This is a genomic window from Haloarcula taiwanensis, assembly GCA_002844335.1.
Classification (GTDB): domain Archaea; phylum Halobacteriota; class Halobacteria; order Halobacteriales; family Haloarculaceae; genus Haloarcula; species Haloarcula taiwanensis.
In genome coordinates this window covers 2092231-2117155 of sequence record CP019154.1, presented here as the reverse complement: position 1 = coordinate 2117155, position 24925 = coordinate 2092231, and the positions used below count along the sequence as shown (strand labels likewise).

General features: G+C 62.9%; 28 protein-coding genes. 22 read left to right on the top strand and 6 right to left on the bottom strand.

From position 1 onward, the window contains the following. Positions 1-25 precede the first annotated feature (25 nt). Positions 26-250 carry a hypothetical protein gene (locus tag BVU17_10775; GenBank protein ID AUG48895.1) on the bottom strand — a complete coding sequence of 75 codons (225 nt, stop codon included), beginning with the start codon at positions 248-250 and terminating at the stop codon, positions 26-28. 75 nt (positions 251-325) lie between these two features. Here BVU17_10775 and BVU17_10770 point away from each other — a divergent pair, with 75 nt between their 5' ends. From BVU17_10770 to BVU17_10760, 3 genes are all read left to right on the top strand, one after another. Further along, complete coding sequence (locus tag BVU17_10770) at positions 326-634, top strand: 50S ribosomal protein L37Ae (GenBank protein ID AUG47977.1); 309 nt, start codon at positions 326-328, stop codon at positions 632-634. Between the two features lie 26 nt (positions 635-660). Beyond that, positions 661-795, top strand: a complete 135-nt coding sequence (gene rpoP / locus BVU17_10765) for a DNA-directed RNA polymerase subunit P (protein ID AUG47976.1) — start codon at positions 661-663, stop codon at positions 793-795. Between the two features lie 99 nt (positions 796-894). Then, complete coding sequence (locus BVU17_10760) at positions 895-1164, top strand: KEOPS complex Pcc1-like subunit (GenBank protein ID AUG47975.1); 270 nt, start codon at positions 895-897, stop codon at positions 1162-1164. A 43-nt stretch (positions 1165-1207) separates the two neighbouring features. On the opposite strand, the gene BVU17_10755 is transcribed toward BVU17_10760, so the two are convergent. Then, on the bottom strand, positions 1208-1810 hold the full coding sequence (locus BVU17_10755) for a hypothetical protein (protein AUG47974.1): 603 nt from the start codon (positions 1808-1810) through the stop codon (positions 1208-1210). Between the two features lie 75 nt (positions 1811-1885). On the opposite strand from BVU17_10755, the gene BVU17_10750 reads away from it, so the two are divergent. The 7 genes from BVU17_10750 to BVU17_10720 all read left to right on the top strand — a co-directional run bounded on the left by BVU17_10750 (position 1886) and on the right by BVU17_10720 (position 8797). Next, the gene (locus tag BVU17_10750; protein AUG47973.1) at positions 1886-2527 is read left to right on the top strand and encodes a hypothetical protein; all 642 of its coding nucleotides are present in this window, start codon (positions 1886-1888) and stop codon (positions 2525-2527) included. Between the two features lie 17 nt (positions 2528-2544). Continuing rightward, positions 2545-3150, top strand: coding sequence for a hypothetical protein (locus tag BVU17_10745; protein ID AUG48894.1), 606 nt, complete (start codon positions 2545-2547; stop codon positions 3148-3150). Positions 3151-3386: 236 nt separating this feature from the next. Beyond that, positions 3387-6158 carry a bacterio-opsin activator gene (locus BVU17_10740; protein ID AUG47972.1) on the top strand — a complete coding sequence of 924 codons (2772 nt, stop codon included), beginning with the start codon at positions 3387-3389 and terminating at the stop codon, positions 6156-6158. A gap of 152 nt (positions 6159-6310) precedes the next feature. Then, positions 6311-6670 (top strand): transcriptional regulator, encoded by a 360-nt coding sequence (locus BVU17_10735; GenBank protein ID AUG47971.1) that lies wholly within the window; start codon positions 6311-6313, stop codon positions 6668-6670. A gap of 79 nt (positions 6671-6749) precedes the next feature. Further along, complete coding sequence (locus BVU17_10730; protein ID AUG47970.1) at positions 6750-7511, top strand: aldehyde oxidoreductase; 762 nt, start codon at positions 6750-6752, stop codon at positions 7509-7511. A gap of 168 nt (positions 7512-7679) precedes the next feature. Then, positions 7680-8510 (top strand): capsular biosynthesis protein CpsH, encoded by an 831-nt coding sequence (locus BVU17_10725; protein AUG47969.1) that lies wholly within the window; start codon positions 7680-7682, stop codon positions 8508-8510. A gap of 104 nt (positions 8511-8614) precedes the next feature. Then, a complete protein-coding gene (locus BVU17_10720; protein AUG47968.1) occupies positions 8615-8797 on the top strand; it encodes a hypothetical protein in 183 nt (60 codons plus the stop codon). 132 nt (positions 8798-8929) lie between these two features. On the opposite strand, the gene BVU17_10715 is transcribed toward BVU17_10720, so the two are convergent. Then, positions 8930-10234, bottom strand: a complete 1305-nt coding sequence (locus BVU17_10715) for an aspartate--tRNA(Asn) ligase (GenBank protein AUG47967.1) — start codon at positions 10232-10234, stop codon at positions 8930-8932. Positions 10235-10425: 191 nt separating this feature from the next. On the opposite strand from BVU17_10715, the gene BVU17_10710 reads away from it, so the two are divergent. The 6 genes from BVU17_10710 to BVU17_10685 all read left to right on the top strand — a co-directional run bounded on the left by BVU17_10710 (position 10426) and on the right by BVU17_10685 (position 16080). Then, positions 10426-11325 (top strand): nitrite reductase, encoded by a 900-nt coding sequence (locus BVU17_10710; protein AUG47966.1) that lies wholly within the window; start codon positions 10426-10428, stop codon positions 11323-11325. Then, positions 11322-12071 (top strand): ABC transporter ATP-binding protein, encoded by a 750-nt coding sequence (locus BVU17_10705; protein AUG47965.1) that lies wholly within the window; start codon positions 11322-11324, stop codon positions 12069-12071. The genes BVU17_10710 and BVU17_10705 overlap by 4 nt, the downstream gene beginning before the upstream one ends. Further along, complete coding sequence (locus BVU17_10700) at positions 12068-12640, top strand: hypothetical protein (GenBank protein AUG47964.1); 573 nt, start codon at positions 12068-12070, stop codon at positions 12638-12640. Before BVU17_10705 ends, BVU17_10700 begins: the two co-directional genes overlap by 4 nt. 149 nt (positions 12641-12789) lie before the next feature. Beyond that, entirely contained in the window at positions 12790-13281 is a 492-nt protein-coding gene (locus BVU17_10695; GenBank protein ID AUG47963.1) for an ArsR family transcriptional regulator, read from the top strand. 127 nt (positions 13282-13408) lie between these two features. After that, entirely contained in the window at positions 13409-13876 is a 468-nt protein-coding gene (locus BVU17_10690; GenBank protein AUG47962.1) for a potassium transporter, read from the top strand. Continuing rightward, entirely contained in the window at positions 13876-16080 is a 2205-nt protein-coding gene (locus BVU17_10685) for an amino acid transporter (GenBank protein ID AUG47961.1), read from the top strand. Before BVU17_10690 ends, BVU17_10685 begins: the two co-directional genes overlap by 1 nt. Here the strand turns inward: BVU17_10685 and BVU17_10680 are convergent, their stop codons facing one another. Next, on the bottom strand, positions 16081-16794 hold the full coding sequence (locus tag BVU17_10680) for a geranylgeranylglyceryl/heptaprenylglyceryl phosphate synthase (GenBank protein AUG47960.1): 714 nt from the start codon (positions 16792-16794) through the stop codon (positions 16081-16083). A gap of 153 nt (positions 16795-16947) precedes the next feature. Here BVU17_10680 and BVU17_10675 point away from each other — a divergent pair, with 153 nt between their 5' ends. The 4 genes from BVU17_10675 (at position 16948) to BVU17_10660 (ending at position 19621) form a co-directional block, all read left to right on the top strand. Next, entirely contained in the window at positions 16948-17424 is a 477-nt protein-coding gene (locus BVU17_10675; protein AUG47959.1) for a hypothetical protein, read from the top strand. A gap of 62 nt (positions 17425-17486) precedes the next feature. Then, complete coding sequence (locus tag BVU17_10670) at positions 17487-17885, top strand: (2Fe-2S)-binding protein (GenBank protein AUG47958.1); 399 nt, start codon at positions 17487-17489, stop codon at positions 17883-17885. After that, entirely contained in the window at positions 17882-18070 is a 189-nt protein-coding gene (locus BVU17_10665; GenBank protein ID AUG47957.1) for a hypothetical protein, read from the top strand. Before BVU17_10670 ends, BVU17_10665 begins: the two co-directional genes overlap by 4 nt. Before the next feature lie 168 nt (positions 18071-18238). Then, positions 18239-19621, top strand: coding sequence for a hypothetical protein (locus tag BVU17_10660; GenBank protein AUG47956.1), 1383 nt, complete (start codon positions 18239-18241; stop codon positions 19619-19621). Positions 19622-19625: 4 nt separating this feature from the next. Here the strand turns inward: BVU17_10660 and BVU17_10655 are convergent, their stop codons facing one another. Further along, positions 19626-22109, bottom strand: a complete 2484-nt coding sequence (locus BVU17_10655; GenBank protein AUG47955.1) for a DNA topoisomerase I — start codon at positions 22107-22109, stop codon at positions 19626-19628. A 223-nt stretch (positions 22110-22332) separates the two neighbouring features. On the opposite strand from BVU17_10655, the gene BVU17_10650 reads away from it, so the two are divergent. Together BVU17_10650 and BVU17_10645 are read left to right on the top strand one after the other, a co-directional pair. Beyond that, positions 22333-22881, top strand: coding sequence for a hypothetical protein (locus tag BVU17_10650; protein ID AUG47954.1), 549 nt, complete (start codon positions 22333-22335; stop codon positions 22879-22881). A gap of 170 nt (positions 22882-23051) precedes the next feature. Further along, complete coding sequence (locus BVU17_10645; protein AUG47953.1) at positions 23052-23348, top strand: hypothetical protein; 297 nt, start codon at positions 23052-23054, stop codon at positions 23346-23348. Between the two features lie 56 nt (positions 23349-23404). Here BVU17_10645 and BVU17_10640 read toward each other — a convergent pair whose 3' ends face one another. Continuing rightward, positions 23405-24922 (bottom strand): glutaminyl-tRNA synthase (glutamine-hydrolyzing) subunit B, encoded by a 1518-nt coding sequence (locus BVU17_10640; GenBank protein AUG47952.1) that lies wholly within the window; start codon positions 24920-24922, stop codon positions 23405-23407. Between the last annotated feature and the right edge of the window lie 3 nt (positions 24923-24925).

Here is a 24925-nt window from a genome sequence, read left to right as displayed (position 1 = left end):
TTTGCTCGCCTCCCTCTTGAGTGGTCTAGGCTAGCTCCGCGGCCAGCAGGAGGACGCTGGGGGCAATGAGGAGGACCAGACCGACGAGTAACAGCACTGCCGGCACGACGAGCAGTCCCATGTCGGTGAACAGCCACAGACCGAGGCCGCCCAGCAGCGCGACGAGCCCGACGATTCGCACGAGCCACGTGACGATACCCTCGAATCCGGAGTCCGCGACGAGGTCGACGACGTCGAGTATCTCGTCCATGTCGGTCGGGCGTTGCTGGCCGAGCGTGTTAATCCCTGTGGCCGTCGGCCGACTGGACCGCATCTCGAAGGCCTTATGTGGCCGCTCGGCGGACAACAGACCACTATGGCTAGCAAGAGCGGAAAGACCGGTAGCTCGGGCCGTTTCGGCGCTCGCTACGGTCGCGTGTCTCGACGCCGCGTCGCGGAGATTGAATCGGAGATGAACGAGGACCACGCCTGTCCGAACTGCGGCGAGGACCGCGTCGACCGTCAGGGGACGGGCATCTGGCAGTGCGGGTACTGTGATTACAAATTCACCGGCGGCAGCTACAAGCCGGAGACGCCCGGCGGCAAGACCGTTCGACGCTCCATTCGGGCTGCACTGTCCGAAGACGAGGAGTAAAGGACCTCCGCTCCTATCTCTCAACTATGAGCTACAAGTGTTCACGCTGTAAGCGCGACGTGACGCTGGACGAGTACGGCGGCGTTCGCTGCCCGTACTGCGGACACCGCGTCCTGCTGAAGGAGCGGTCGCCAGACGTCAAAGAGATCAACGTCAACTGAGGCGGTCGGTTCGCGGCCGACAGCCGACGGTCGACTGCGCCACGTTACATGCGGCTTTTCTGGGGCAGTCCTGCGACCGATTCGATACCCACCAACAGTATGACTGCACCACATCAGACCCACCTCACCGCCGAGTACGACAGCGCTGCCAGGGCTCGCGCTATCGAGCGGAGCATTCGTCCCGAAATCGACGATATCGAGGGCGACCGGACGACAGCGCGGCTCGGCCGGGATGGACAGCGAGTCGAACTCACGGTCGAGGCGACTGACCTCGTCGCACTGCGGGCGGGTATCAACACGTGGTTGACGCTACGCGGCGTTGCCGAAGACGCTCTCGTGGGACGGCAGAGAGAAGCAGCGCCGAAATAACGGAGGCATCACGGAAATCAGGAAGCGGCGCGGCAGGCGAGCGCTATTGCCGGTAGCGGTCCGGGACGTGGGCCGCAATCGATTCGGGAACGTTGCCGAACACAACCGGTGCCAGGGCTGCCAGTCGACGGCGCAGGAGGCCATAGGTCACGCCGGTGAGGAGGGCCACGGCGACGACCCAGCGGAACGGTCCGTCTAGAACGACGAACAGCGGCGCGCCAACGAGTACCATCAGCCCCACGTCTGCAGGTGCCCCGTCGTACAGTATCCATCGCTTCGGCGACCGCCATCGGCCGCGGACGTGGTCGTACACGGCGCGCTCGGACGTAGCTTCCCACGGACGGAGTTCGAGGCCGCCGCCGTACCGGTCCATCCGGCAGTGGAGGGCAGCGGCCAGCAGGACGAAAGTGACCGCGACGAGGAGTGGCGTCTGGAGAATAGCGGCGAAACCGGCACTCGGGAGCGCCGCGAGCGTGTACCCGCTGGGGTAATGCAGCGTCCGCCGATGGCCCGAGTACAGGTCGAGATCGGGCAGAACGCCACCGACGAGACCGCCTGCGAGCGCGACCGCGGCGTGGTCCGGCGCAAGGACGAGCAGCGGTGTCGCAATGGCGAGCCCCGCTATCGCGTGCGTCGGCAGCATCATATACCTGTATAAGCGTCTGTCGGCGGTATAAACACGTCGCTGGGTTTATTCGCTGTCGTACCCCACGTGGACGCAATGACGGATGGGTCCGAGCGTCCCGACGGTACCCTCGGGAACATCGACCTCGACGACACGCTCGAGATGCTCTTCCGCGATGGGCGAACAAACGCACTCATCGCGTGGCTGCTCGTCGCTATTCTCACGGCTGTGTTCATCGAAAGCGCCCTTGATGTCGACTACCAGTGGATACTACTCGTCGGTGTCGTCGGCTTCGTCGTCCTCGTGCCGCCGGTGGCGTTCCGCGAGTGGCGCGTCATGCTGCCGTGGGAACTACTCTTTCTCGCCTGTCTGCCGATCCTGGTCCGGGGCCTCGTCGGCGGCACGGTCGGAACCTTTGCGACGTATCTCTCGCTGGCAGCGCTGTCGTTGCTCGTTATCGCGGAACTGCACATGTTCACTGAGATGGAGGTCACACACTGGTTCGCTGTCTGTCTCGTCGTCCTGACAACACTCGCCGCCGTGGCGGCCTGGACGGTGTTCCGGTGGAACGCCGACCGGTTTCTCGGAACGACGTATCTCACGACCAACGAAGCGCTGATGACCGAGTGGCTGTACGTCACCCTCGCTGGCCTCGTCGCGGGTGTGTTGTTCGATGGCTACTTCAGACGGCGGGACCGCCGCCTCTGGCGCGTCATCCGACGGATGGTGCGACGATGAGGCTGCCCCGACCGTCGATTCGGAATCAGCGGCGGATCACCCATGCAATGCAACTCGTCTTGCTTGCGCTGGTCGCCTACGGCATCGTCGCCGGTCGGCCAAAGCCGATTACGAACGGTAGTGTCGGTCTGCTGGTGACGTTTCTCCCTGCAGTGATGCGGCGGAACTACAACCTCGCGCTTGACCCGTGGCTCGCCCTCTGGATCACGACCGCGGTGTTTCTGCATACGCTCGGCTCGGCCGGACTCTACGGTCAGATCGGCTGGTGGGACCACCTCACCCACGCGATGTCGGCCTCGCTCATCGCCGCATTCGGGTACACGACGGCCCGGACCATCGACCTCCACAACGATTCGATACACATCCCAAAGCGCGTCTTTTTCGTGTACATCTTCGTCGTCGTCCTTTCGTTCGGAGTTATCTGGGAACTGTTCGAGTTCGCGCTCGATATCGTCGCCACCGAAACAGGTGTCACGATGCCGCTGGCGCAACACGGTCTCGACGACACGGTCCGGGATACGATGTTCAATTCGCTCGGGGCGCTGCTGGTCGCGGCGTTCGGACAGGCCCACCTCACCGATGTCGCCGAAACCATTCGAGAACGACTGTTCGGTGTCGACTGATACTGTGTCGCCGGACTTGGTAGCCGAAATGCTAGCTACGGTGGCTGTGGTGGCCGAACACAGTACACCATTGACCCGAACGATGTCTGTTCGATAGGCCACAACGGAAGCCGCGTGCGATCCCCAGCCGTTCAATTACCGTGGCCACCATCCAGTTGAGTAGTTGTCATGTGAAACCCGTCGCCGCCGAACAGTTATTACCCCTCAGTAAAGTGGTTGAACAGCATACCAGGGTGATGATTGGAAACGACCTCGACGACGTCGCGGTTGCGGGAGCGAGACAGGCCGACGCTGCCAGTCGAGACATCGAAGTTGTGTATCTCGACTCCGACGCAACGGCACGAGAGCAGATACGCGAGGGACTGGCGGACCACCACGCTGATATAACGGTGACGAGCGTGGCAACGACAGATGCCGCGCTAGAAGCCGCCGTGTCGACGGATGTCTCCTGTCTCGTCTTGGACCCGACTGGACTGGGCGATATCCCGGCCGCACTGGTGTCGAATGACCGCTACCCGGTCGTCCTCTACACCGACGCCACTGCGACGAATAGCGCCGCGGCTGTCGTCGACGATGCGGCGACAGTCGTCTCGAAACAGGGGGACGGACAGCCGCTGCTGCTGGCGGAGAAGATTATCAGCGTCGTGTCGGCGTCAGCCGACCGGACCGAGTCCGCGTTCCGAGATGCGCTGTCCGAAATCGAATCGCGTGCTGAAGCGAACGAAATCGCTGTCCTGCTGGCAGATGACGGAACGGTACACTGGTCGAGCGAATCGGTGTCGGTGTTCGTTGACTCTCTCGACGACACTCGCCAGGTCGAACGCTTCTACGACGCCATGCAGACAGCACTCCCCGATACGTCCAGTGGCCGTCGGCAGTTACAGCGGCTCCAGAGCACCTCGACTGAACCGGTTGCCATCCGGGTTTCGGGTAGCGACCGCGATCAGTACCTCCTCCGACGCGGGCACGAACTACCGGCCGCTGCGGGCGGACTTACGCTCGTCCTGCTGCGAGATATCACTGACACTGCCCGGCGTGATGCCCGCACAGCGCTGCTGGATCTCATGGTCGAGCGGGCACAGGACGGGCTCTACACGCTCGACGAACGCGGTGTCATCGACTTCTGTAACGAGTCGTTTGCGTCGAACCTCGGGTACGAGCCGACCGAACTGTGCGGTGAACACGCCACGACAGTGCTTGCCCCCGGTGAACTCTCGACGGGGCAGGCGACTGTCGAAACACTGCTTGAAGCGCCTGAACGGGAGAGCGCAACTGCTGATCTGACGTTTCGTCGGAAAGACGGTACTGAACGGAAGGTATCAATCAACCACACGCTGATTCACGACGAAAACGGCAACTACAGTGGGCTGCTCGGCGTCGCTCGGGACATCACGGAACGCTGTGACCGCGAGCGCGAGTATCAGGAGATGACGGAGCGATTGAACTTCGCGCTCGAGGGCGCGGAACTCGGCGTCTGGGACTGGAACCCCAAAACCAACGCTGTCACCTTCGACGAACGATGGACCGGAATGCTCGGTTACACGACAGACGAACTGGAGCCACACTACGAGACGTGGGCCGACCTCGTCCATCCAGACGACCTCGACCGAGCGGAACAGGCGCTTGAGGAGCTGAAGGCCGGGGAGACCGATCTGTATCAGTGCGAGTTCCGAATGCAGACCAAAGACGGGGACTGGCGGTGGATCCGGGACATCGGCAAGGTGTTCCAGTGGAACGACGACGGCGAGGCGATCAGAGCAGTCGGAATCCATCAGGACATCACCGACGAACGGAAACGTCAGAACGCAATCGAACGCCAGCGCGACGAACTGGCGACACTCAACGGGGTCAACATGGTCATACAGGACCTCATTCACGCGCTAGGTGGTGCCGCGACCCGCCGCGAAACCGCGAAGACGGTGTGTGAGCGCGTCGTTGAATCCGACCTCTGTGAGCTAGCGTGGATCGCCGAGCGAGCGGGCGCGAACGACAGTCTCGTCCCGAAAACGGTAGCCGGCGACGATGGCGCTTGTGTCGACGACCTCATCGGTGGTGACGGGACCAACCGAGCGCTGTGTGAAACGGCCCTCGTGACAGGCGCCGTCCAGACGATACAGGACTGTGGTGACCCGACCGAATTCAAGCGGTGTGGGGCCGCCGCTCGTGAACAGGGATTCAAATCTGCCGCAGCGATTCCACTGGTTCAGGGGAACACCGTCCACGGCGTTCTTTGCGTGTACGCCGACCAGCCGGCGGCATTCAGTGGCCGTATAGCCGAGAGTTTCGCTGTCCTCGGTGAGATGGTTGGGTACACGCTTGCCGCGGTCCATAATAGGCAACTCCTGTCTGACGACACCGCGCTTGAGCTGACATTCGAATCAGAACGCCCTGACATACCGCTTGTCTCGGCAGCGAACGCGTACGGATGCCGGCTTGAAGTCATTGAGTCTGTCGAGACCAAGCCGACACATCTGCTCTATCTCTCCGTACACGGGGGGCCGCCCGATGCAGTCGCTGCGCATCTCTGTTCGCATACGGAGGTCCTCGGTTCGCGGGTCGTTCGTTCAGACGAGGCCAGCGCCGTTGTCGAACTTCAGGTGACAGAAACCGTCCAATCACTGCTGCTGGATGTCGGTGCCCGCTGTCGGACGATAGTTGCCGATGACGGGACGCTCTCTATTACTGTCGAGGCCCCGCAGGATGCCGATTCCCGGGCGATACAGGACGCAGTCTCTGACCGGATGCCAGGCATCGCGCTGACGGCAAAACAGGAGTGTGAGCAGCCAAGCGACATCCCTGACGCCGAGACAGACCCTCGGAATCACCTGACTGAGCGCCAGGAAGAAGTCCTCAGAACGGCCTTCCTGACGGGCTACTACGGCTGGCCCCGGGACACCAACGCCGAGCAACTGGCAGAGCGGCTCGGTATCGCGTCACCGACGCTTCATCAGCACCTCCGGCGGGCGCAGCGGAATCTCATCGATGCCGTGTTTGAAATAGACTCCTGAGCCGCGGTGAGGCCGTCAGCGAGCGAGGGCGGCGCATTCGACGGGTGCCTAGCCGTCTAGGTACAGAGTTAATATGGGGTAGGGCTATTAATTTTACGTGGGTAATGAGTAACCAAAGGAATGGAGGGTCTCAGAGCGACCAGTGGTGTGGGATGACGCCGTCGGAGCGAACGCTGTCTACGGCGGATGTAGATGACGTGTTCGAGGTGTTGGCTGATTGGCGGCGCCGCGCCGTCTGTCGCTACTTTGCGAGCAGTGACCGGACGGCCGCTGACGTTGGGGCGCTCGCATCGGCGATATCGGAGCTGGGGGGCACGAGCACGGTCGATGCAGCAGACACGTCACCCGCGACTATCCGAGCCCAACTCGAAGAGCAGCACCTACCGATGCTCCATCAGATCGGACTCATCGACTACGACGAGCGAAGCGGCGCAGTAAAGTACTGGGGTTCGCCCACCGTTGAAAAGTGGGCTGACCACGCGGCGGCCGTCACGCAGCAGACCGATTTCTAACCGACCGAGGGGCGCATCTGGGGGGATGTCCCCTGTCGGAGCCGCTACTGGTTTTTAACGGGGGTCCCAACGCTGGAGCATGGACCTCCCACCAGTCGGGCTCGGCACGATGGGTATCGAGGACGAGGCGGTCGTTCGGACAGCCGTCGACTGTGGCTACCGTCATCTCGATACTGCTCAGATATATGACAACGAGAGCACTGTCGGCGCGGGCATCGCCGCCGCCGAAACCGACCGTGCCGACCTGACTGTCGCGACGAAGCTCTGGATCGACGCACTCGGGGCAACTGCCGTCCGCCCGGCGACAGAAGCGAGCCTCGACCGACTCGGCCTCGACGCCGTCGACTTACTGTACGTCCACCGGCCACGTGGCGACTATGACCCGGGAACAACGCTGCCCGCCGTCGAGGCCGTGCGCGAGGCGGGACTGACCGAGCACGTCGGACTCTCGAACTTCGACCCGGACCAGCTGGCTATCGCGCGCGATCACCTCGATGCGATTGCTGCACATCAGGTCGAGTTCCATCCGCTGTTCTGGCAGGAATCACTCCTCGCTGACGCCCAGAAACACGGCTATCCGCTGGTCGCGTACGCACCGCTGGCCGGCGGTCGCGTATTCGAGGAACCGACCATCGTCGACATCGCGGACCAGCACGACGCGTCGCCGGCCGCCGTCAGCATCGCCTGGGTGACCAGCTACGAAGCTGTCGTCACGATTCCGAAGGCGTCCTCCCGGTCCCATCTCGAAGCCAACCTCGCCGCTGCCGACTTGGAACTGACCGACGCCGAGATTGCGCGTATCGAAGCCATCGAGCGAGAAGAAGAACTGTTCCCGGAGTGACTCCCAGCGTCCACCACGAGCGGCCAGGCGCGGTCTGAGACGGTCTGGCTCGGCGGTCCTCTCCCCGTGTCCGTGCGTGGCCTATCCCTTCCGAAACCCGAATCCGATGGGCCATACCGATACCGTTTGGCTACGCGTCTTTAAGTGTACTCTTCGTAGTTAGCATACATGACAGCTGCCAGTACCACTGCAACGACAGTGCTTCAGGCGACACAGTCAGACGTGCTTCAGGAGATACAGTCGAATTTCCTCCTGAACTCCTCGCTCTGGGTGAACATCGCGCTGGCGGGCGTCGCCATCCTCCTGTTCGTCGCAATGGGTCGAGACATAGAGTCGCCCCGCGCAAAACTCATCTGGGTTGCGACGATGCTGGTGCCGCTGGTCTCGATTTCCAGCTACGCCGGCCTGGCGTCCGGGCTAACGGTCGGGTTTCTGCAGATGCCGCCGGGCCACGCCCTCGCCGGTCAGGACGTCCTGTCGCCGTGGGGTCGGTACCTGACCTGGACGTTCTCGACACCGATGATTCTCCTGGCGCTGGGCCTGTTGGCTGACACCGATATCGCGTCGCTGTTCACCGCGATCACGATGGACATCGGAATGTGCGTGACCGGCCTCGCCGCCGCGCTCATTACCTCCTCGCACCTGCTGCGCTGGGTGTTTTACGGCATCAGTTGCGCGTTCTTCCTCGCCGTACTGTACGTCCTGCTCGTCCAGTGGCCAGCCGACGCGGAAGCCGCCGGCACAAGCGAGATATTCGGGACGCTCAAGCTTCTCACTGTGGTGCTGTGGCTCGGCTACCCGATTCTCTGGGCGCTGGGTTCCGAGGGGGTTGCCCTTCTGAGCGTCGGCGTCACCTCGTGGGGCTACTCCGGGCTAGACATCCTCGCAAAGTACGTGTTCGCGTTCCTGCTCCTGCGCTGGGTCGCCGCCAACGAAGGCACCGTCTCAGGGTCCGGAATGGGCATCGGCTCCGGCGGGGCTGCGCCTGCAGACGACTGAGTAGGGTATTGAGACAGAGGCGGTGCTCTGCCGCCTCTCCGCCCCTGCCCGCACAATAGCAGATGCAGAAAAAATAAGCTATATCGCCCAAGTGGCTAGTCTGTATGCCCTCCCCATTCGAGAATCCGATTGTTCGATACGGTCTCCCACTGGTCAGCGCCACGATCGTTGCGGCTGTCGCGCTCTTCTTGCTCGAAGGAACGATACGCTATGTCGCACTCGGAATCGCCGCACTCGAAGTTGTGGTTGTGCCACAGATTCTGAAACAGGCGGCAACAAACGCGTAGTCGGGGACAGGTCGGATCGCCGCCCTCGTGTCGGTTCGGAGCGGAGCCCTGCGGCTATCCATCGCTGCCATTCCAAACTCGAGAACGTGAACCACTACGAGACAGTGTGACTCTACGAAGAGAGTCGCTGTCTCAGGGAGACAAGCGCTGCCGGTCTCGCGGGAACAGCACCGCTTCTCGGATGTTCTCCAGTCCGAGCATCGTCATGATGAGGCGCTCGCCGCCGAGGCCCCAGCCGGCGTGTGGCGGCATGCCGTACTTGAACATCTTGGTGTAGTACTCGAAGGCCTCAGGGTCCAGCCCCTGCTGTTCGAACCCTTCGACGAGGTGGTCGAAGCGGTGTTCACGCTGGCCCCCCGAGACCAGTTCCATCGACGGGTGCATCATGTCGAAGCCGGTCGAGACCTCCTCGTCGTCGTCGTGGTCCTTGATGTAGAACGGCTTGATTTCGCTGGGCCAGTCAGTGATGAAGTAGTGCTCGCCGACTTCCTGCCCGAGGACGTGCTCGGCCTCCGTCGAGAGGTCGTCGCCCCACACCAGCGGTTCGTCGAGTTCGCCGGTCGCATTGATCTTGTCGAGCGCTTCCTCGTAGGTGAGCCGCGGGAAGTCACCTTCTGGGGCCTCGAACTCCTCTTCGAGACCGAGGGCGTCCAGTTCGTCCTGACAGTTCTCGGCGACGCCCTCGTAGGCGGACTTGACGACGTGTTCGCAGGCGTCCATTGCCTCGGTGTGGTCGTAGAAGGCCGATTCGAAGTCGATGGAGGTCGCCTCGTTGAGGTGCCGCGGCGTGTTGTGCTCCTCTGCGCGGAAGATTGGACCGATTTCGAAGACGCGTTCGAGGCCGGAGCCGACCATCAGCTGCTTGAACAGCTGTGGGCTCTGGTTCATGAACGCTTCCTGTCCGAAGTAGGTGATCGGGAACAGCTCGGTGCCGCCCTCGGTCCCCGTAGCGACGATTTTCGGCGTGTTGATCTCCGTGCAGTTGAGTTCGCGGAACGCCTCGCGGACCGACCGGAGGACCTCCGCGCGGATCTCGAAGATGGCCTTCACTTCGTCCTTGCGGAGGTCGAGCGTGCGGTTGTCGAGGCGGGTCGGCAGTTCGGCGTCGACCTTACCCGACGGGTCAAGGGGCAGTTCGGGGTCGGCTTCCGAAATCACGTCGACGGACTCCGGCGTGACTTCGACACCGGTGGGCGCGCGTGGCTCTTCCTCGACAGCGCCGGTCACCGAGATGACCGATTCGCGCTGGACGTTCAACCCCGTTTCCACGAGGTCGTCGTCCATCTCGTCTTTCTCGAACTTGACCTGTATCTTGCCGGTGGTGTCTCGAAGGATAAGGAAGGCGATACCACCGAGATCTCGGATCTCGTGGACCCAGCCGGCGACGGTGACCGTGTCGCCCGGCGTCGCGTCCGCCGTGTAGGTTCGGTTTTCCATGGACGTTGGTTCTTGTGGCCGGAACTTAAGAACAGCCTTTCGAGGTGAGGACGCAAGTCGTTCCTGGCGGGGGTGGTATTAAAAATGTCTCCAGTACCGTTCCGGCCCGACCGAAGCGGTAGCTCGGTGCCGCTTGAACGTATAAACAGTTGATAGTGTGTTTTATGTGATACACTTTCAAATCCGACCACATGGCCCTCCCTCGATGGTTTCCCGTTGCGCGGAAAGAAGCAGTCGCGCTACTCAAATCAAAAGGAACCTGGCTACTTGCTCCCCTGCTCGCCGTCTGGGGCTACGGTCCCACCTACATCAGTTGGGACCTCCTTGGTCCGGATGTTACGGTCGGGTTCGTTCAGGCGGCCGGGTCCACGCTGCTCCCACTTGGCGTCCTGTTACTCACGTATCGATCGATTATCAAGGAGCGCACGTCGGGGAGTTTGAAATTCTTGCTTGGACTGCCTCTCACGCGAACTGATATTCTCATCGGCAAGGTCTTTGGTCGGAGCGTCGGCACCGTGCTTCCATTTGCCCTCGCAACGGTCATTCTCGGCGTGGTTGGCGGTGTCAAGTTCGGGCTGTTCTCCCCGCTGCGTTTTATTGGCGTGTTTCTGGTGACGGTGCTGTACATCGCTGTGCTCGTGTCGATTGCAACAGCGGCATCGGCAGTGACGACCAGCACAGTCCGTGTAACCGCCGTGGTCTTCGGCGGTTTCTTTCTGCTGCTGACACTGGGATGGAAAATCGTTGGTGTCCGGCTCTACTCAGCTGTGACCGGGAACGCAGTGAATCCGCTCGAACCGCCCGCTGACGGCCTGCTGTTCGCTATCCTTCGGATTTCACCGGGGCGAGCGTACCGAACGGTAACGAACTGGATACTCGGACTGGCAAACTCCGGCGGCCAGTACACGTCAGTCGCCGCGGTACTGTATCCCGGGCATTCGATCAACGAGTACGTCGTTGACGCAGCCTTCAGTGGACAGCCAGTCCCTGCCTACCTGCACGAGTCGGTTGCTCTCGTCGTATTGCTTCTCTGGGGCGTCATCCCGCTCGCACTGGCCAGCTATCGATTCAACCGAGGTGACCTCGCGTGACGCCGCCGGCAATCGAGACCGAGGGGCTTTCGAAACAGTACGGCGAGGTTGATGCGCTCGATGCACTGACCATGACCGTAGCGCAGGGCGAGGTGTACGGTTTCCTCGGCCCGAACGGCGCCGGTAAGTCGACCACGATCAATCTGCTGATGGACTACATCAAACCAACGTCGGGGACAGCGCGCGTTCTCGGCCACGACCCGTGGACCGATGTCGTCGCCTGCCATCAGCGCGTTGGGATCTGCCCCGACCGCTTCGAGACATACGAGTCGCTGTCCGCGCGGCGGCATCTCGAACTGGTGATTGACACGAAGCGTGCCGACGACGACCCGCGGGCACTGCTTGAGCGCGTCGGACTGGTCGATGCTATCGAAAGACCCGCCGGCGAGTTCTCACAGGGAATGGAACAGCGGTTAGCACTCGCGATGAGTCTCGTCGGGGAACCGGACCTCCTGATCCTTGATGAGCCGTTCACTGGGCTTGACCCCCACGGCGTCGCGCTGGTACGGGATGTCGTCGAAGCCGAATCCGAACGTGGGGCAACCGTCTTCTTCTCCAGTCACGTCCTCGGGCAGGTCGATCTGGTCTGTGACCGCGTCGGGATTCTGTACGAAGGGGCCCTCATTGCAGAAGGCACGCTGCCGACGCTCCGAGACACCTGTGACCTTTCGTCCGATGCGACAGTGGAAGACATCTTCATGACACTGACTGATGGCTCCGCCCACGTTACCGAGGTGGACCTATGAACCGCCGCCGGTATCTGGCTGTGTCGACGGCGGTGCTGTCCGGACTCGCCGGCTGTTTGGGCGATCCTGAGTACACGATCTCCAGCGTGGAAACCGAAGCTGATTCGCACCCGCTGGCACTGGATGTGACAGTGATTGATCGGGACATCGCAATCGAAAGCCCCGGTCGGCTGGACATAACGCTCCGAAACACCGGGACACAGGACGTTACAATAAAGAACACCGGTGTCTGGCCACTCGGGATGTTAGGGTTGACGCCAGTGGGCGGGTCAGTGTCCGCTGACATTCTCCTGTTGACCGCTGCGTATGAGCAGTCAACTGCTGTCGAGGTACGGCCAAACGGGGCGCATAAAGACGGCGACCCACTCACCGGAACGCTAGCGACTGCTGAATCTATTCAGCGGCAGTACCAACTCATCGGGCGGCGGGTGTCGACCGCCGGCACGTACACGCTGCAGGGCTACTTTGACGACGTTCTGCTATCCTACCGCACCGGCGAGGATACCGACTGGGTCGCGTATCACCCGACAGTAACCGTGACACTCACCGAACAGTCGGTGCTTTCCTGAGACATAGCGGCGTCTGTGCCCCGAACCCACACAGCGGGGCGTCGCGCTGCTGGTGAGTCACAGAGGAGTGTGGAAAACAGCCTGACAATACCGCAGCGTCCGGGCCAATATCCTGAACTTTTGTACTGGTAGCCGTCGAAACAGTTGACATGGCCGACGCGGAGTACCCTATCGACGACCTGGACCGGAACATCATTTATGCGCTGCAGCAGGATGCGAGACATACGTCGGCGAGTGAGATTGCCGAGTCGCTCGATGTCTCCGCACGAACGGTCCGGAACCGTATCACGAAGCTCGAAGAAGCTGGCGTCATCGCCGGCTACGATGTCGATGTCGATTACGAGGCCGCGGGGTACCAACTCCATACGCTCATCGTCTGCACGGCACCAATCCACGAGCGCGAGGAGGTCGCGCAGCGGGCACTCGACGTCTCCGGCGTCGTCGCCATCCGAGAGGTCATGACGGGGGCCGACAACGTCCACGTTGAGGTGGTCGGAACCGACGGAAACGACCTGAGCCGCATCGGCAGAGACCTCAACGATATCGGACTGGAGGTCGTCGACGAGGACCTCATTCGGAACGAGTACACCCGGCCGTTTCACCAGTTCGGGCACGACGATGCCGAAGGTGAGTCTACATAGTGTAATCTTCCGAAAATAGATTATATATCCACAATAGTCCGGAATCGGAACTATTCCCTAGATATTTATCGGTTTCCGGAATCAATGCTGGTGTACTGGCCGGGTAGCTCTGGCCTCTACGAACCCAATGATATCTCTTACTGGACTCCGCGAACGAGTGGACGACGACATCGACCCCCCGTCGGTACTGATCATCAGCGACCGGTACGTCGGGTCTGAGGTAGTAACGACGTTAGATCGGGGCACCGATGCCTGTCTCGTCACCGACCACGATGGCGTTGCCGGGCAAACGCCCGACGACACACGCGTGGTAGTCGGTGACGGCCGGGAGCGTACTGTTCTTCAGGACGCCGGGGCCCAAACGACCGATGTCGCTCTGGTATCGATGCAGACCGACCACGGGGCGTTCCTCGTGACACAGCTGCTTCGGACGCAGTTCGATGTCGAAACCGTGGTTGTCGTGCTTAACGACCCGCAGCATCGATCGGCGTTCGAGTCGGTCGGCTCCGAGGTGGTCTGTGGTTCGCAGGTCCTGGCGACCGAACTGGAATGCACTGTCGAAACAACGCTCCAGATGTCCGAAACCGCGAAATAATGGCCAAGGGTCTGGAACGCGACCTCGGACTGCTGTCAGTGGTAGCGATATCAATCGGCGCGATGGTCGGCAGCGGGATCTTCATCTTGCCGGCGCTGGCGGTGAAAGACGCCGGGGCCGGCATCATCGCTGCCTACCTTCTCGCGGGCGTGCTCGTGCTGCCCGCCGCACTCAGCAAGGCCGAAATGGCGACCGCCATGCCCGAAGCCGGCGGCACCTACGTCTACATCGAGCGGTCGATGGGGCCGCTACTGGGCACAGTTTCGGGACTCGGAACGTGGTTCTCCCTCTCGTTCAAGGGCGCGCTCGCGCTCGTCGGCGGCGTGCCGTACCTCGTTCTTCTCTTCGACCTGCCGATCCGTCCGGTTGCGATCACGCTCGCCGTCGTTCTCATCCTCGTCAACATCCTCGGCGCGGAACAGACCGGCCGACTCCAGATCGGCATCGTCGCGGTGATGCTCGTGGCAATCGGCTGGTTCGTCGCTGGCGGCGGGCCGGCAGTCAACACCGCGACGTACGGCGGGATGTGGGACTACGGCGTCGAAGGGATCTTCGCCGCGACCGGCCTCGTGCTCGTCTCCTTCGCCGGCGTGACGAAGATCGCTTCTATCGCCGAGGAGGTCGAGGACCCGGACCGCGTCATCCCGCTCGGAATGCTTGGATCGCTCGCCTTCACCACGCTGCTGTACGTGCTCGTCGTCGCCGTCGTCGTCGGCGTCGTCCCGCTCGACCAGCTTGCCGGGAGCACGACGCCCATTGCGGACGCGGCCGAGATGACCCTCGGAACCACTGGTGTCGCGGCTGTCGTTCTGGCGGCGATTCTGGCGCTGGTCAGTACAGCTAACGCCGGCATCCTTTCGTCCTCACGCTACCCGTTCGCCATGAGCCGCGACGGACTCGCGCCCGACCTGCTCAGTACGGTCAGCGACCGCTTTGGCACGCCGGTGACCGCCATCACGCTGACCGGCGGCGTGATGTTGCTGCTTATCCTCTTCGTTCCGATTCTGGAGATCGCGAAGCTCGCGAGCGCGTTCAAAATCCTCGTGTTCGCGCTCATCAACGTCGCGCTCATCGGCTTCCGTGAGAGCGACGCCCCAGACTACGACCCCTCCTTCGAGGTCCCGCTCTACCCGTGGACGCCGATATTCGGCACCCTGACCGGCTTTGCCCTGCTGACGCAGATGGGCCTGATCGCGATAGTCGGAGCCGCCGGTATCGTCGTTGGCAGCGTCATCTGGTATCTGGGCTACGTCAGACCGCGAGTCACCAGAGAAGGCGCGATCAAGGAGTCCGTTCGCCGGAGTATCGGCGACCGCGCGCTCGACCGGACTGAGGCGACGCTCGACGAGACGGCGGATACATCCGTGCTTGTTGCCCTTCCCGAGGGGTCCTCGCGGGAGAGCGAAGCGACACTGCTGGAGGTCGGGGCCGCGCTCTCACCCACCGGCAGCAGCCTCTCTGTCGTCCAGTTCGACGAAGTGCCCGACCAGCAGCCCCTCGATTACGCCTCCGGCGTGCAATCTCCGGACGACCGCGAATTCGAGTGTCGGACTGATACGCTGGCGGCTGCCCTTGATGTCCCGGTCGAATACGGCGAACTTGTCAGCCACCACCCCGAACGGGCCGTCGCCAACGCCGTCGACGAGCAAGGCGTCGATGTGTTGCTGGTGGAACGTGGCGCGTCGTTCGGGGATTCGCTGCTGGGCGACAGTATCGACCGCATCCGGAAACAGACTGACTGTGATACCATTGCCGTCGACGCACAGCCGCTCGACGCGCTGGAGACGATCACACTGGTCACGACCCGCGGCCCGTATGACCCGCTGAAAGTCCGCGTTGGGAACGCTGTCGCGACAGCGACCGAGGCCGACCTCCAGTTCCTCTACCCGCTTGATGAGCGCCAGTCGGCCGAACAACGCCAGCAACTCGAAGCATACCACGATGACCTGCTGGACCTCTGTGACGTGCCGACGGAGCGGAGCTTCGTCGACCGGCAGGACCTTTCAGCGACAATAGACGCGGCTGACAGCGACAGGACGCTCCTGATACACGCACACAACGGTGGGCTTTCGGCCCGCCGGTCAAACGGCGACAGCACTACGCAGTCGGCAATTCAAGACAGCGACCACGCGTCGATGGAAGTAGACACAAAACGTCATCCCGACGGTGTCGTCGGCCGTCTGCTCGAACGGCTCGCGTTCTAACTACCGAACGGTCGCCGTGGCGTCCTTCGCGCCTTGCACCGTCTCTCGCACTGCCTCGACGCCTTCGTCGTGGACGAGGTCGCCGACGACGATGGTATCGGCGTGCTGTGCCATGGTGCGGGCGGACTCGTAATCGTGGATGCCGCCGCCATAGAACAGCGTCGCGTCGTCGAGCGCGTCTGCGGCGGCGGCGACGATGTCGGTGTCGCCGAGCATCCCCGAGTACTCGACGTAGACGATTTCCTGCCCGAGGAGATGCTCGGCGGCTTCGGCGTAAGCGGCCACGTCGGCCGCGTCGAGGTCGCAGTTGGCCTGCGTGTAGGACGCCACCGACGCCTCCGGGTTCATGACGATGTAGGCCTCCGTGAAGGTCCGCGACCAGTCGATCTCGTCGTCGATGCGTATCCACTCCTTGTGCGCGCCAGTGATCCAGGCCACGTCGCCAGCATTCATCACGACCGGGATGAGATAGCCGTCGTGACGGTCGCTGTGGACGACCGACGCGGGATTAGACGGCTCGATGTACACGGGGATGTCGTGTTTCCCGCAGGCGTCGACGACCCGCTTCATCTTCTCCTCTGTCATTCCGGTGGTCCCGCCGACTTCGATGGCGTCGGTCCCCGTCGCCGCGACGTCTTCGAAGGTCTCTCCGTCGACCAGCGTCTTGTCGGGGTCTATCTTCACGATGTGGTCCCAGTCCGCCCAGTCGCTCATACCTGCCAGACTTGCGCGTGGCCGTATAACCGCTTCGGATACACGTATCACAGTGGGTCACGCTGACAGCCCGATCGGACAGTCCGACTGGCGTCGGCTCCGGATATATATGTCTCCGAAGATTTATGACGGTTATGTTACAATCGTCAGACGATGACAGCGGACAAGCGCCGGTACATCGTCACTGCCATCCGAGGTGTGCTCGTTCTCACGGGCGCTGCCGTGACGGTGGCAGTGTTGTACTCCCTCTCGACGATGCCGACAGCGTCGTCGTCCGGTGACAGCTTCGTCCGCGGACTCTCGTATCTGTTCGGCAGCGTCTTCTTCGTCCTCGCGCTTGGCGGTGCCGGGCTCGGTATCGCCTTGCCATCGCTTCTGGGGGCCGAGGACACGCTGGCGTTCGACCGCTGGCAGCGCCGCTGTCTCAAGGGTGCCGGCGTCCTCTTCGTCGGCGGGTTCGTCGTCGGACTGGTCGTGGGGCTGCTCACCCAACTGCAGTTCGGCCTCCTCCTCTGGCTGGTCGCCATCGTCCTCGGCGTGCTCGTGGTCAGTTGCGTGCTGGTCTGGCGACTGTTCGCGGTGTTCGTTACTGCGCTGGTCCGTCTCATCGCCGCGGAGACCGGTGAGTGACGCAGACAGCGGGAGGCGTGCGACGGGAACGCTGATACCGGCGGCAACCTAACGCGCCAGTCGTGCAGCGACTTACGACAGTCGAGACGGTCCACGAAGACGGGTCATGGCTGTTCACCGCGGAAGACCCTTACGGCGACCTCGAAGAGGTCGTTCTCGTCCCCTGTGACGACGGCGTCGAGGCGTGGGTGAACCGATGTACGCACGAAGCACAGCGGTTCGACACCGGACGAGGTGTCCCGATGCGGGACGACCAGCTCATCTGCCCCCGACACGGTTCGCTGTTCGATGCCTGCGACGGCGGCTGTGACAACGGCGACGCCGCTGGGACGACGCTCCCCGGGGTCGAGATATCGGAGACCCACGGCGACGTGTTCCTCACCGACGACGACTACGCGTTCGCCCACGAGGGTGGCATCGACGACGACGGCCCGAGTTCCACGTCCCACCTCCAGTTGTGACCGGCGGCCACAGCATCGACCGGGACCGACTCCGGGCCGGCGTCGTCGAGTGCCCGCTCTGTGAGCGCCAGATTCCGGAGCCGATGAGACACGCAGTCGTCTACGGCGCTGTCGACGAGATAACTGTCGAGACTGCCGAAGCGGTCGAGTGCCCGGTGTGTGGCGGCGTAACCTTCGTCTCGTAGCCACACTCACTGTTACTGTCCTGTTCTACGCCGGAAAATAAACATCAGTTTCCATTCTCCCTTGGGAGTATTTCGGCAGACTGAGCGACTGCCGGCAGCTGTCCATCCGGCTTTGCAGGTTGTACCCTGTACCGAAGAATAAGGACGCTTCACCGCGTAGACGTAGTTATGTCAGAGTCCTCGACGGGTGACCCAGACACCCCGGACTCGTCGCCAGCTGACAGGCGTCGACAGCTCCAGACCCAATTTGCGACGACTGAGTTGCCTCGCCACCTCGCTCTGTTTTACCGGACACACGCGGAACAGATGCGCGTCGTCACGACATTTGTCGCCCGCGGCATCCAACAGGATGAACAGGTGATTTACATCGCCGATGAAAACGAGACGGCAACAATCGCGACGGCGCTCTCCGACGCCGGACTCGACGTCGATTCGCTGCAAGCCGACGGCCAACTGGTGTTAGTTGACTCCGCCAAGATTTATTCAAACGGGGTATTTGACCCGAAGGAAAGCGTCGACGAGTTCCGTGACTTAGCTGCCGATGCTGTCGCAGACGGATATAGCGGACTCCGTGCGGCTGGTGAGAATAGTTGGTCGCTTGACCTCGACTGCAGCTTTGAGGATGTCATCGAGTTCGAACACCGGTTTGACGAAGCCCACCCGGACCTGCCAGTCACGGCGCTCTGTCAGTACAGCCTGGAACAGTTTACCGGCGAGGATATCGGCAAAGCGTTACAGACGCACGAGGCCATTATTTACCGCGAGACACTCTGTACAAACCCATACTACACCCCGCCGAAGGAGGCCATTGAGTACGGCGCACCACTCTCAAACGCAGCGCTCCTCCTGGAGCAAACGCGCGATATCCACCGATTCCGCGACGACGTCGAGCGCCGAGAGGAACGCCTCTCAGTCGTGAACCGAGTGCTCCGGCACAATCTTCGGAACGAACTGAACGTCATCAGCGGTCGGCTGGAATGGCTCGAAGCGCAAGGCCTGTTCGACGCAGCGGCTGTAGACCATCTCGACACCATCGCTACGGCGGCGGAGCGCCTGTCTTCGCTTTCGGAGAACGCACGGCACGTCGACCGGACCCTCGATGCCCGAGAGCAGGAGCCGGCAAACCTAAACGCTACCGTTGAGGCTGGCGTCACCGATGCCCGGCACGAGTATGCCGACCTCTCGGTCACTATCGACGCTGGACCGCCGGACGCCACTGCCGCTGACGCGACTGTCCAGACGAGCGTCCGGGAAGTGATTGCGTGCGCTGCGACCAATCTCTCTGCCCCCACAGTCGAAGTCCGGGTCGAGGCTGACGAACAGTACAAGACGGGAACGGTCGAAGTCGTCGCCGACGAGGGGTTCGTCTCAGAGGCGACGATGACTGCGTTCGACAACGACATCGAGCGCTCGCTTGCACACGCGCGGACCCTCCGGCTGTGGGTTGCGCAGTGGACTATTCAAAGCATGAACGGGCGACTCGAACTGGGCGGGTCGCCGCCAGCGAACCGTGTTCGCCTCTCGTTCCCGACTATCGAAACGCGACCGTAGTATCTCAGGCTTCCAGTTCGTCCTGCCACTCCCGGACCTGCGTGGCGCTGACGCCCTGAACTTCGGTAGCGATGGTGTCTGGGTCGGCCTCCCGGAGCGCCGCCAGCGAGTCGACCCCGGCGTCGCCGAGCTTCTCCGCGGTCGCCGAGCCGATGCCGTTCAGGTCCTCTAGGTCTTCGACGGCCGTGCGGGCCTGGTACTCCTCGTAGTTGCAGATGGGGCAGCCAAGCTCCCAGGGGTCGTCGCTGTCGGCGTCGATGACCAGCTCCGGCAGGTCGTGCTCCTCGCAGAAGGCGTCGGTCACCGAGATGTCGCCGTTGCGGGGCAGCGGCAGCGAGTAGTCACACTCGGGGTAGCGCGTACAGCCGACGAGCCGGGAGCCCGAGCGGAGGTGTTTGATGGCCAACTCTCCGTCGTGCTCGTCGCCACAATCAGGACACGGCCCAATCACTTCGTCCTCGCTCTCGTCGGCCTTCTCGGCCTCACAGCGGGGACAGCCGTGGACGAAGGTGTCCCGGCCAGCGAGCATCTTGACGTGGTGCATGTCGTGCTCCTCGCAGTGGTCTTCGAGCACTTGCGGTTCGCCCGAGGAGGGCAGCGGGAGCGTGTTGCGACACTCGGGGAAGCCGTCACAGCCGACGAAGTACGATCCTTGGCGTGACCGCCGGACCAGCATGTCCTCGCCGCACTTGGGACAGGGACCGAGCGTCTTGTCGGCTTTCAGCGACTCCTGGAGGTGCTCGCCGATTTCCTCGCGGGACTCGCGCAGTTCCTCGAACACCCGTTTGAGCATCTCACGGGACTCGTCGGCCACGTCGTCGAGCGTCGCCTCGCCGTTGGCGATGGCGGTCATGTCCGCCTCCAGCTGGGCAGTCATCTCGTCGCTGACGACGTGGTCGGCGAACTCCTCGGCGGCCTCGACGACGGCCATCGCCAGCGTCGTCGGCCGCGGCGGGTCGCCCTCGATGTAGCCGCGGTCGTACAGTTTCTCGATGGAGTTGTGGCGCGTGCTCTTCGTCCCCAGCCCCTTGTCCTCCATCGTCTGGATGAGCCGCGACTGGCCGTAGCGGCGGGGCGGCTGGGTCTGTTTCTCCTCCATCCGGACCTCCGAGATGGCCAGTTCCTCGCCCTCTTCGACGTCGGGGACGTGGTTCTCGCTGGCGCTGGAGTAGGGATACACCTCGTGGTAGCCCGGTTCGACCAGGCGCTTGCCGTTGGCCTTCAGCGAGCGGCCGCCGGCCTCGGCGACGACGCGGAGGTGCTCCCACGTCGCGGCCTCGGCGACCGTCGCGAAGAACCGCCGGACGACCAGTTCGTAAATCTCCCACTCGTCGTCGGAGAGGTCGACCTTCGGCGGAATCTCGCCCGTCGGGTGGATGGGCGGGTGGTCGGTGGTCTCCTCGTCGCCCTCGGTGGCGGTGATGTCCTCCTGCTCCAGCAGGGCCTCGGCGTCCTCGCCGAAGTGGCCGGCTCCGACGAACTCATCGAGCAGGGCGTCCTCTTCGAGGTCGTCCGGGTAGACCGTGTTGTCCGTTCGCGGGTAGGTGATGTAGCCGGTGGTGTACAGCTCCTCGGCGATTGACATCGCCTGCTGGGCGGAGTAGCCCAGTGAACTCGCAGCGGAGATGAAGGCGGTGGTGTTGAACGGCGTCGGCGGGCTGTCGGTGCGGGTCCGGCGGCGGACGCTCGTCACCGTCGCCGCGTCGACGCTCGTCAGGTCGGCGTAGGCGTTGTCGGCGTCCTCTTCGACCCAGACGCGCTCGGCCTCGGTGCCGTCGTCGTCGTAGAAGTACTGGGCCTCGAAGGCCGAGCCGTTCTTCTGGAGGTCGGCGAATATCTCCCAGTAGTCCTCGGGGTCGAACGCCTGTATCTCGCGCTCGCGGTCGACGATGAGCTTCAGCGTCGGCGACTGGACCCGGCCGACGGAGATGAAGTCGTCGCCCAGTTGCCGGGCCGACAGCGAGAGGAAGCGCGTCAGCGCCGCGCCCCACACGAGGTCGATAATCTGGCGGGCCTCGCCCGCGGCCGCGAGATCGAAGTCGATGTCGTCGGGGTTGGCGAAGGCCTCGCGGACCTCCCGCTCGGTAATCGAGGAAAAGCGGACGCGGTCGACGGGCACGTCAGTCTCCTCGCGGATGAGTTCGTAGGCCTCCTTGCCGATGAGTTCCCCCTCCCGGTCGTAGTCTGTCGCGATGGTGGCCTCGTCGGCCTCCCGCGCCAGTTGCTGCAGCGTCGTGACGATGTTCTCCTGCGTCGGTTCCTTCGTCACGTCGGCGTCGATGAGTTCGACCGGCTCCACGTCGCGCCAGTCGTTGTACTCCTCGGGGAAGTCGACGCCGACGACGTGTCCGGAGAGGCCGACCACGCGGGTGTCACCCCACCGATAGACGTTGACGCCGTTGCGCCGATTCGCGGACGCACCTCCTTCTGAGAGGATCTCCGCAATGCGGCGAGCGGCGTTGTCTTTCTCGGTGATAATCAGCCGCATCGGACACCACCTGTCTCTGTCATTACCCGTCGCTACGGAGTCAGTTGTTCTAAAGGCTTTCGGGAAAATCAGGCGACAGCGCGGGTGTGCGGGCGCTTGCGGGGCCGCTCGCGCTCGCGCGGAGGTAGCCATTACAACGTCGGCCCCGTCCCACGAAGGTGGCGGTCCTCGGCACGACTCATCACTTCGACGCACTCTTGCCACTGCCACTCCGACTGTCAGTATGGATCGCCGGACGACCAAACTCCTCCGCGGAACCGCCGCCACGCTCGTCTTTGCGACGGCGGCGTTTCACCTCTGGTGGGGACTCCCGCGAAGCATCATCTACGCGCAGGCGATAGAGGGACTGTTCGGACGGGGACTCCCGCCGGACCCTCGCCCGTTTCTGTTTGTCGCCTTCGCCGTGGTATTGCTCACTGGCCCGTATCTCATTACCCGGGGCATCATCGGTCTGCGGAACGCCTATATCGTCGGGACTGTCCTCATGATTGCGTCCATCGCCGGGTGGGTGTTCTGGCACGCCACCGGGCACGGGGCCTTCCTCGTCGACGGGTTCTCTGCACCGTCGTCCGGCGGCGGTGGCCACCACCACGGCGGGAGCACTGCCCTGCTGATACTGGACCATTTCACCACAGAACCGGTCGAATCAGCTATCAAGACCATCGAAGCGCTCGCCGCGACGGTCTTCGTGACACTGCTGTGGAAGGACCCCGCGATTATCCCGGGCGAGCGGCGTGAGAACGTCGAGTCGAACGCATCGAGCGAATCGTAGCATACGACGCACCATAGCGGCTCTTTGGACAGCCTCTGACAGTAACTACGCCTGTAGCATTCAGGACCGATTCGGCAAGAGAACGGCGGTATCGTGACATTTATTATCAGTAGTGTGTCTCTTGTTACAGGATGGGAACTTCTATCCCGGACGTGGTATGGGACACAGGGATGGACCGGGTGTTTGAAGCGCTGTTTACCCGCCGCCGTCGAATGATTCTGTTCATGTTGAAACAGCGGAGTCCACGGCCGATTGTCGATTTTCTGCCCAGAAGTGCTGGAGCCAGAACTACCGAAGCCGAACTCCGACACGACGACCTGCCCCGACTGGCCAGTTTAGCGTACATCGACTGGGACCGAGCGGCCGACGAGGTCTCACGGGGCCAGCGCTTCGACGAAATCGAACCGATGCTCGAACTGCTCGAAAATCACGCTGATGAACTGCCGGACGACTGGCCACGGCGGTGACAGGGCGACAGAGATACAGATTCGCCCTCCCCGGGACGGTCGAGTAGAACGCCCGCCTAGCTCTCCAGTTCCTCGCGCAGCAGCCCGTTCACGTCGCCGGGGTCGGCGCTCCCGCCGGTCTTTTGCATGACCTGCCCGACGAGGAAGTTGATTGCGCCGTCCTCGCCGCTGTGGTAGTCCTCGACGGCGTCGGGGTTCTCGTCGATGGCTTCCACGACAGCCTGCTGGACCTCGTCGCCGGTGGTCTTGCCCAGTCCCTCGCGGTCAACGACGGTATCGGGGTCGTCGCCGGTGTCGAGCATCTCCCGCAGGACCGTCTCGTGAGCGTTTTTGGCGGTGATTTCGTCCTCCGCGACGAGTTCGACCAGGCGCGTCACCTCGTCGAACCGGTCGTCGATGTCGGTGATAGCCATGTCCCGGTAGTTCAGTTCGCCAAGCAGATTGTCGGCGACCCACGTTGCGGCGAGGTTGGCATCGAAGCGCTCGGCCACGTCCTCGAAGAAGTCCGCGACCTGTTTCGTGCTCGTGAGCTTCGAGGCAGCCTCCTCGCTGAGACCGTACTCGGCGACGAACCGCTCGCGGCGGGCGTCGGGGAGTTCCGGAATCGGGACCTCGTCCTTCCAGTGGCTGACTCGCAGGGGCGGCAGGTCGGCCTCCCGGAAGTAGCGGTAGTCCTTCTCTTCCTCCTTCGAGCGCATCGACACTGTGTTGCCGTGTGTCTCGTTGAAGTGGCGGGTCTCCTGTTCGACGGCGCGGCCGGACTGGATAAGCTTCCGCTGGCGGGAGGCCTCGAAGGACAGCGCCTGCTCCGCGCCCTTGTGACTGGAGATGTTCTTGACTTCGGTGCGGTTGGCGTCTTCGAGGACGGCCTCGTCGATGTCGCCGTCGTCGTCCACCTCGCCCGCCTCGACCATCGAGAGGTTCGCGTCGATGCGGAGGCTGCCGTCCCGCGTTGCGTCGAACACGCCTAGATACTCCAGCACCTCTTCGAGCTTTTCGAGGAACGACCGGACCTCGCCCGGCGCGCGGAAGTCCGGTTCCGTGACAATCTCCATCAGCGGCGTCCCGGCGCGGTTGTAGTCGACGAGCGTGTAATCCGCGCGCTCGATGGAGCAGGTCCGGGATTCGAGCGGGCCGGACCCCTCGCGGACGTGCTTGATAGAACCGGGGTCCTCTTCCAGATGCGCACGGCGGATGTCGACGCTGCGGCGCTCGCCCTCGACGGTGAACTCCAGTTCCCCGTCCTGGCAGATGGGCGAATCGTATTGCGTTATCTGGAAGTTCTTCGGGAGGTCGGGGTAGTAGTAGTTCTTCCGGTGGAAGGCGGTCTCTTCCGGGATATCGGCGTCGATAGCCTTGCCGACCTTCACCGCCGCCTCGACGGCCCCCTCGTTGACCACGGGGAGCGCGCCGGGGAGGCCGAGACACACCGGGCACGTGTGGGTGTTGGGCTCGGCGTCGGCCACGTCGGTCGAGCAGCCACAGAAGATCTTCGTCGCCGTCTCAAGCTGGACGTGGACCTCCAGCCCGATGACGGCCGCGAGTTCGCGGGACTCGGACGCTTGTGCGGTCATTAT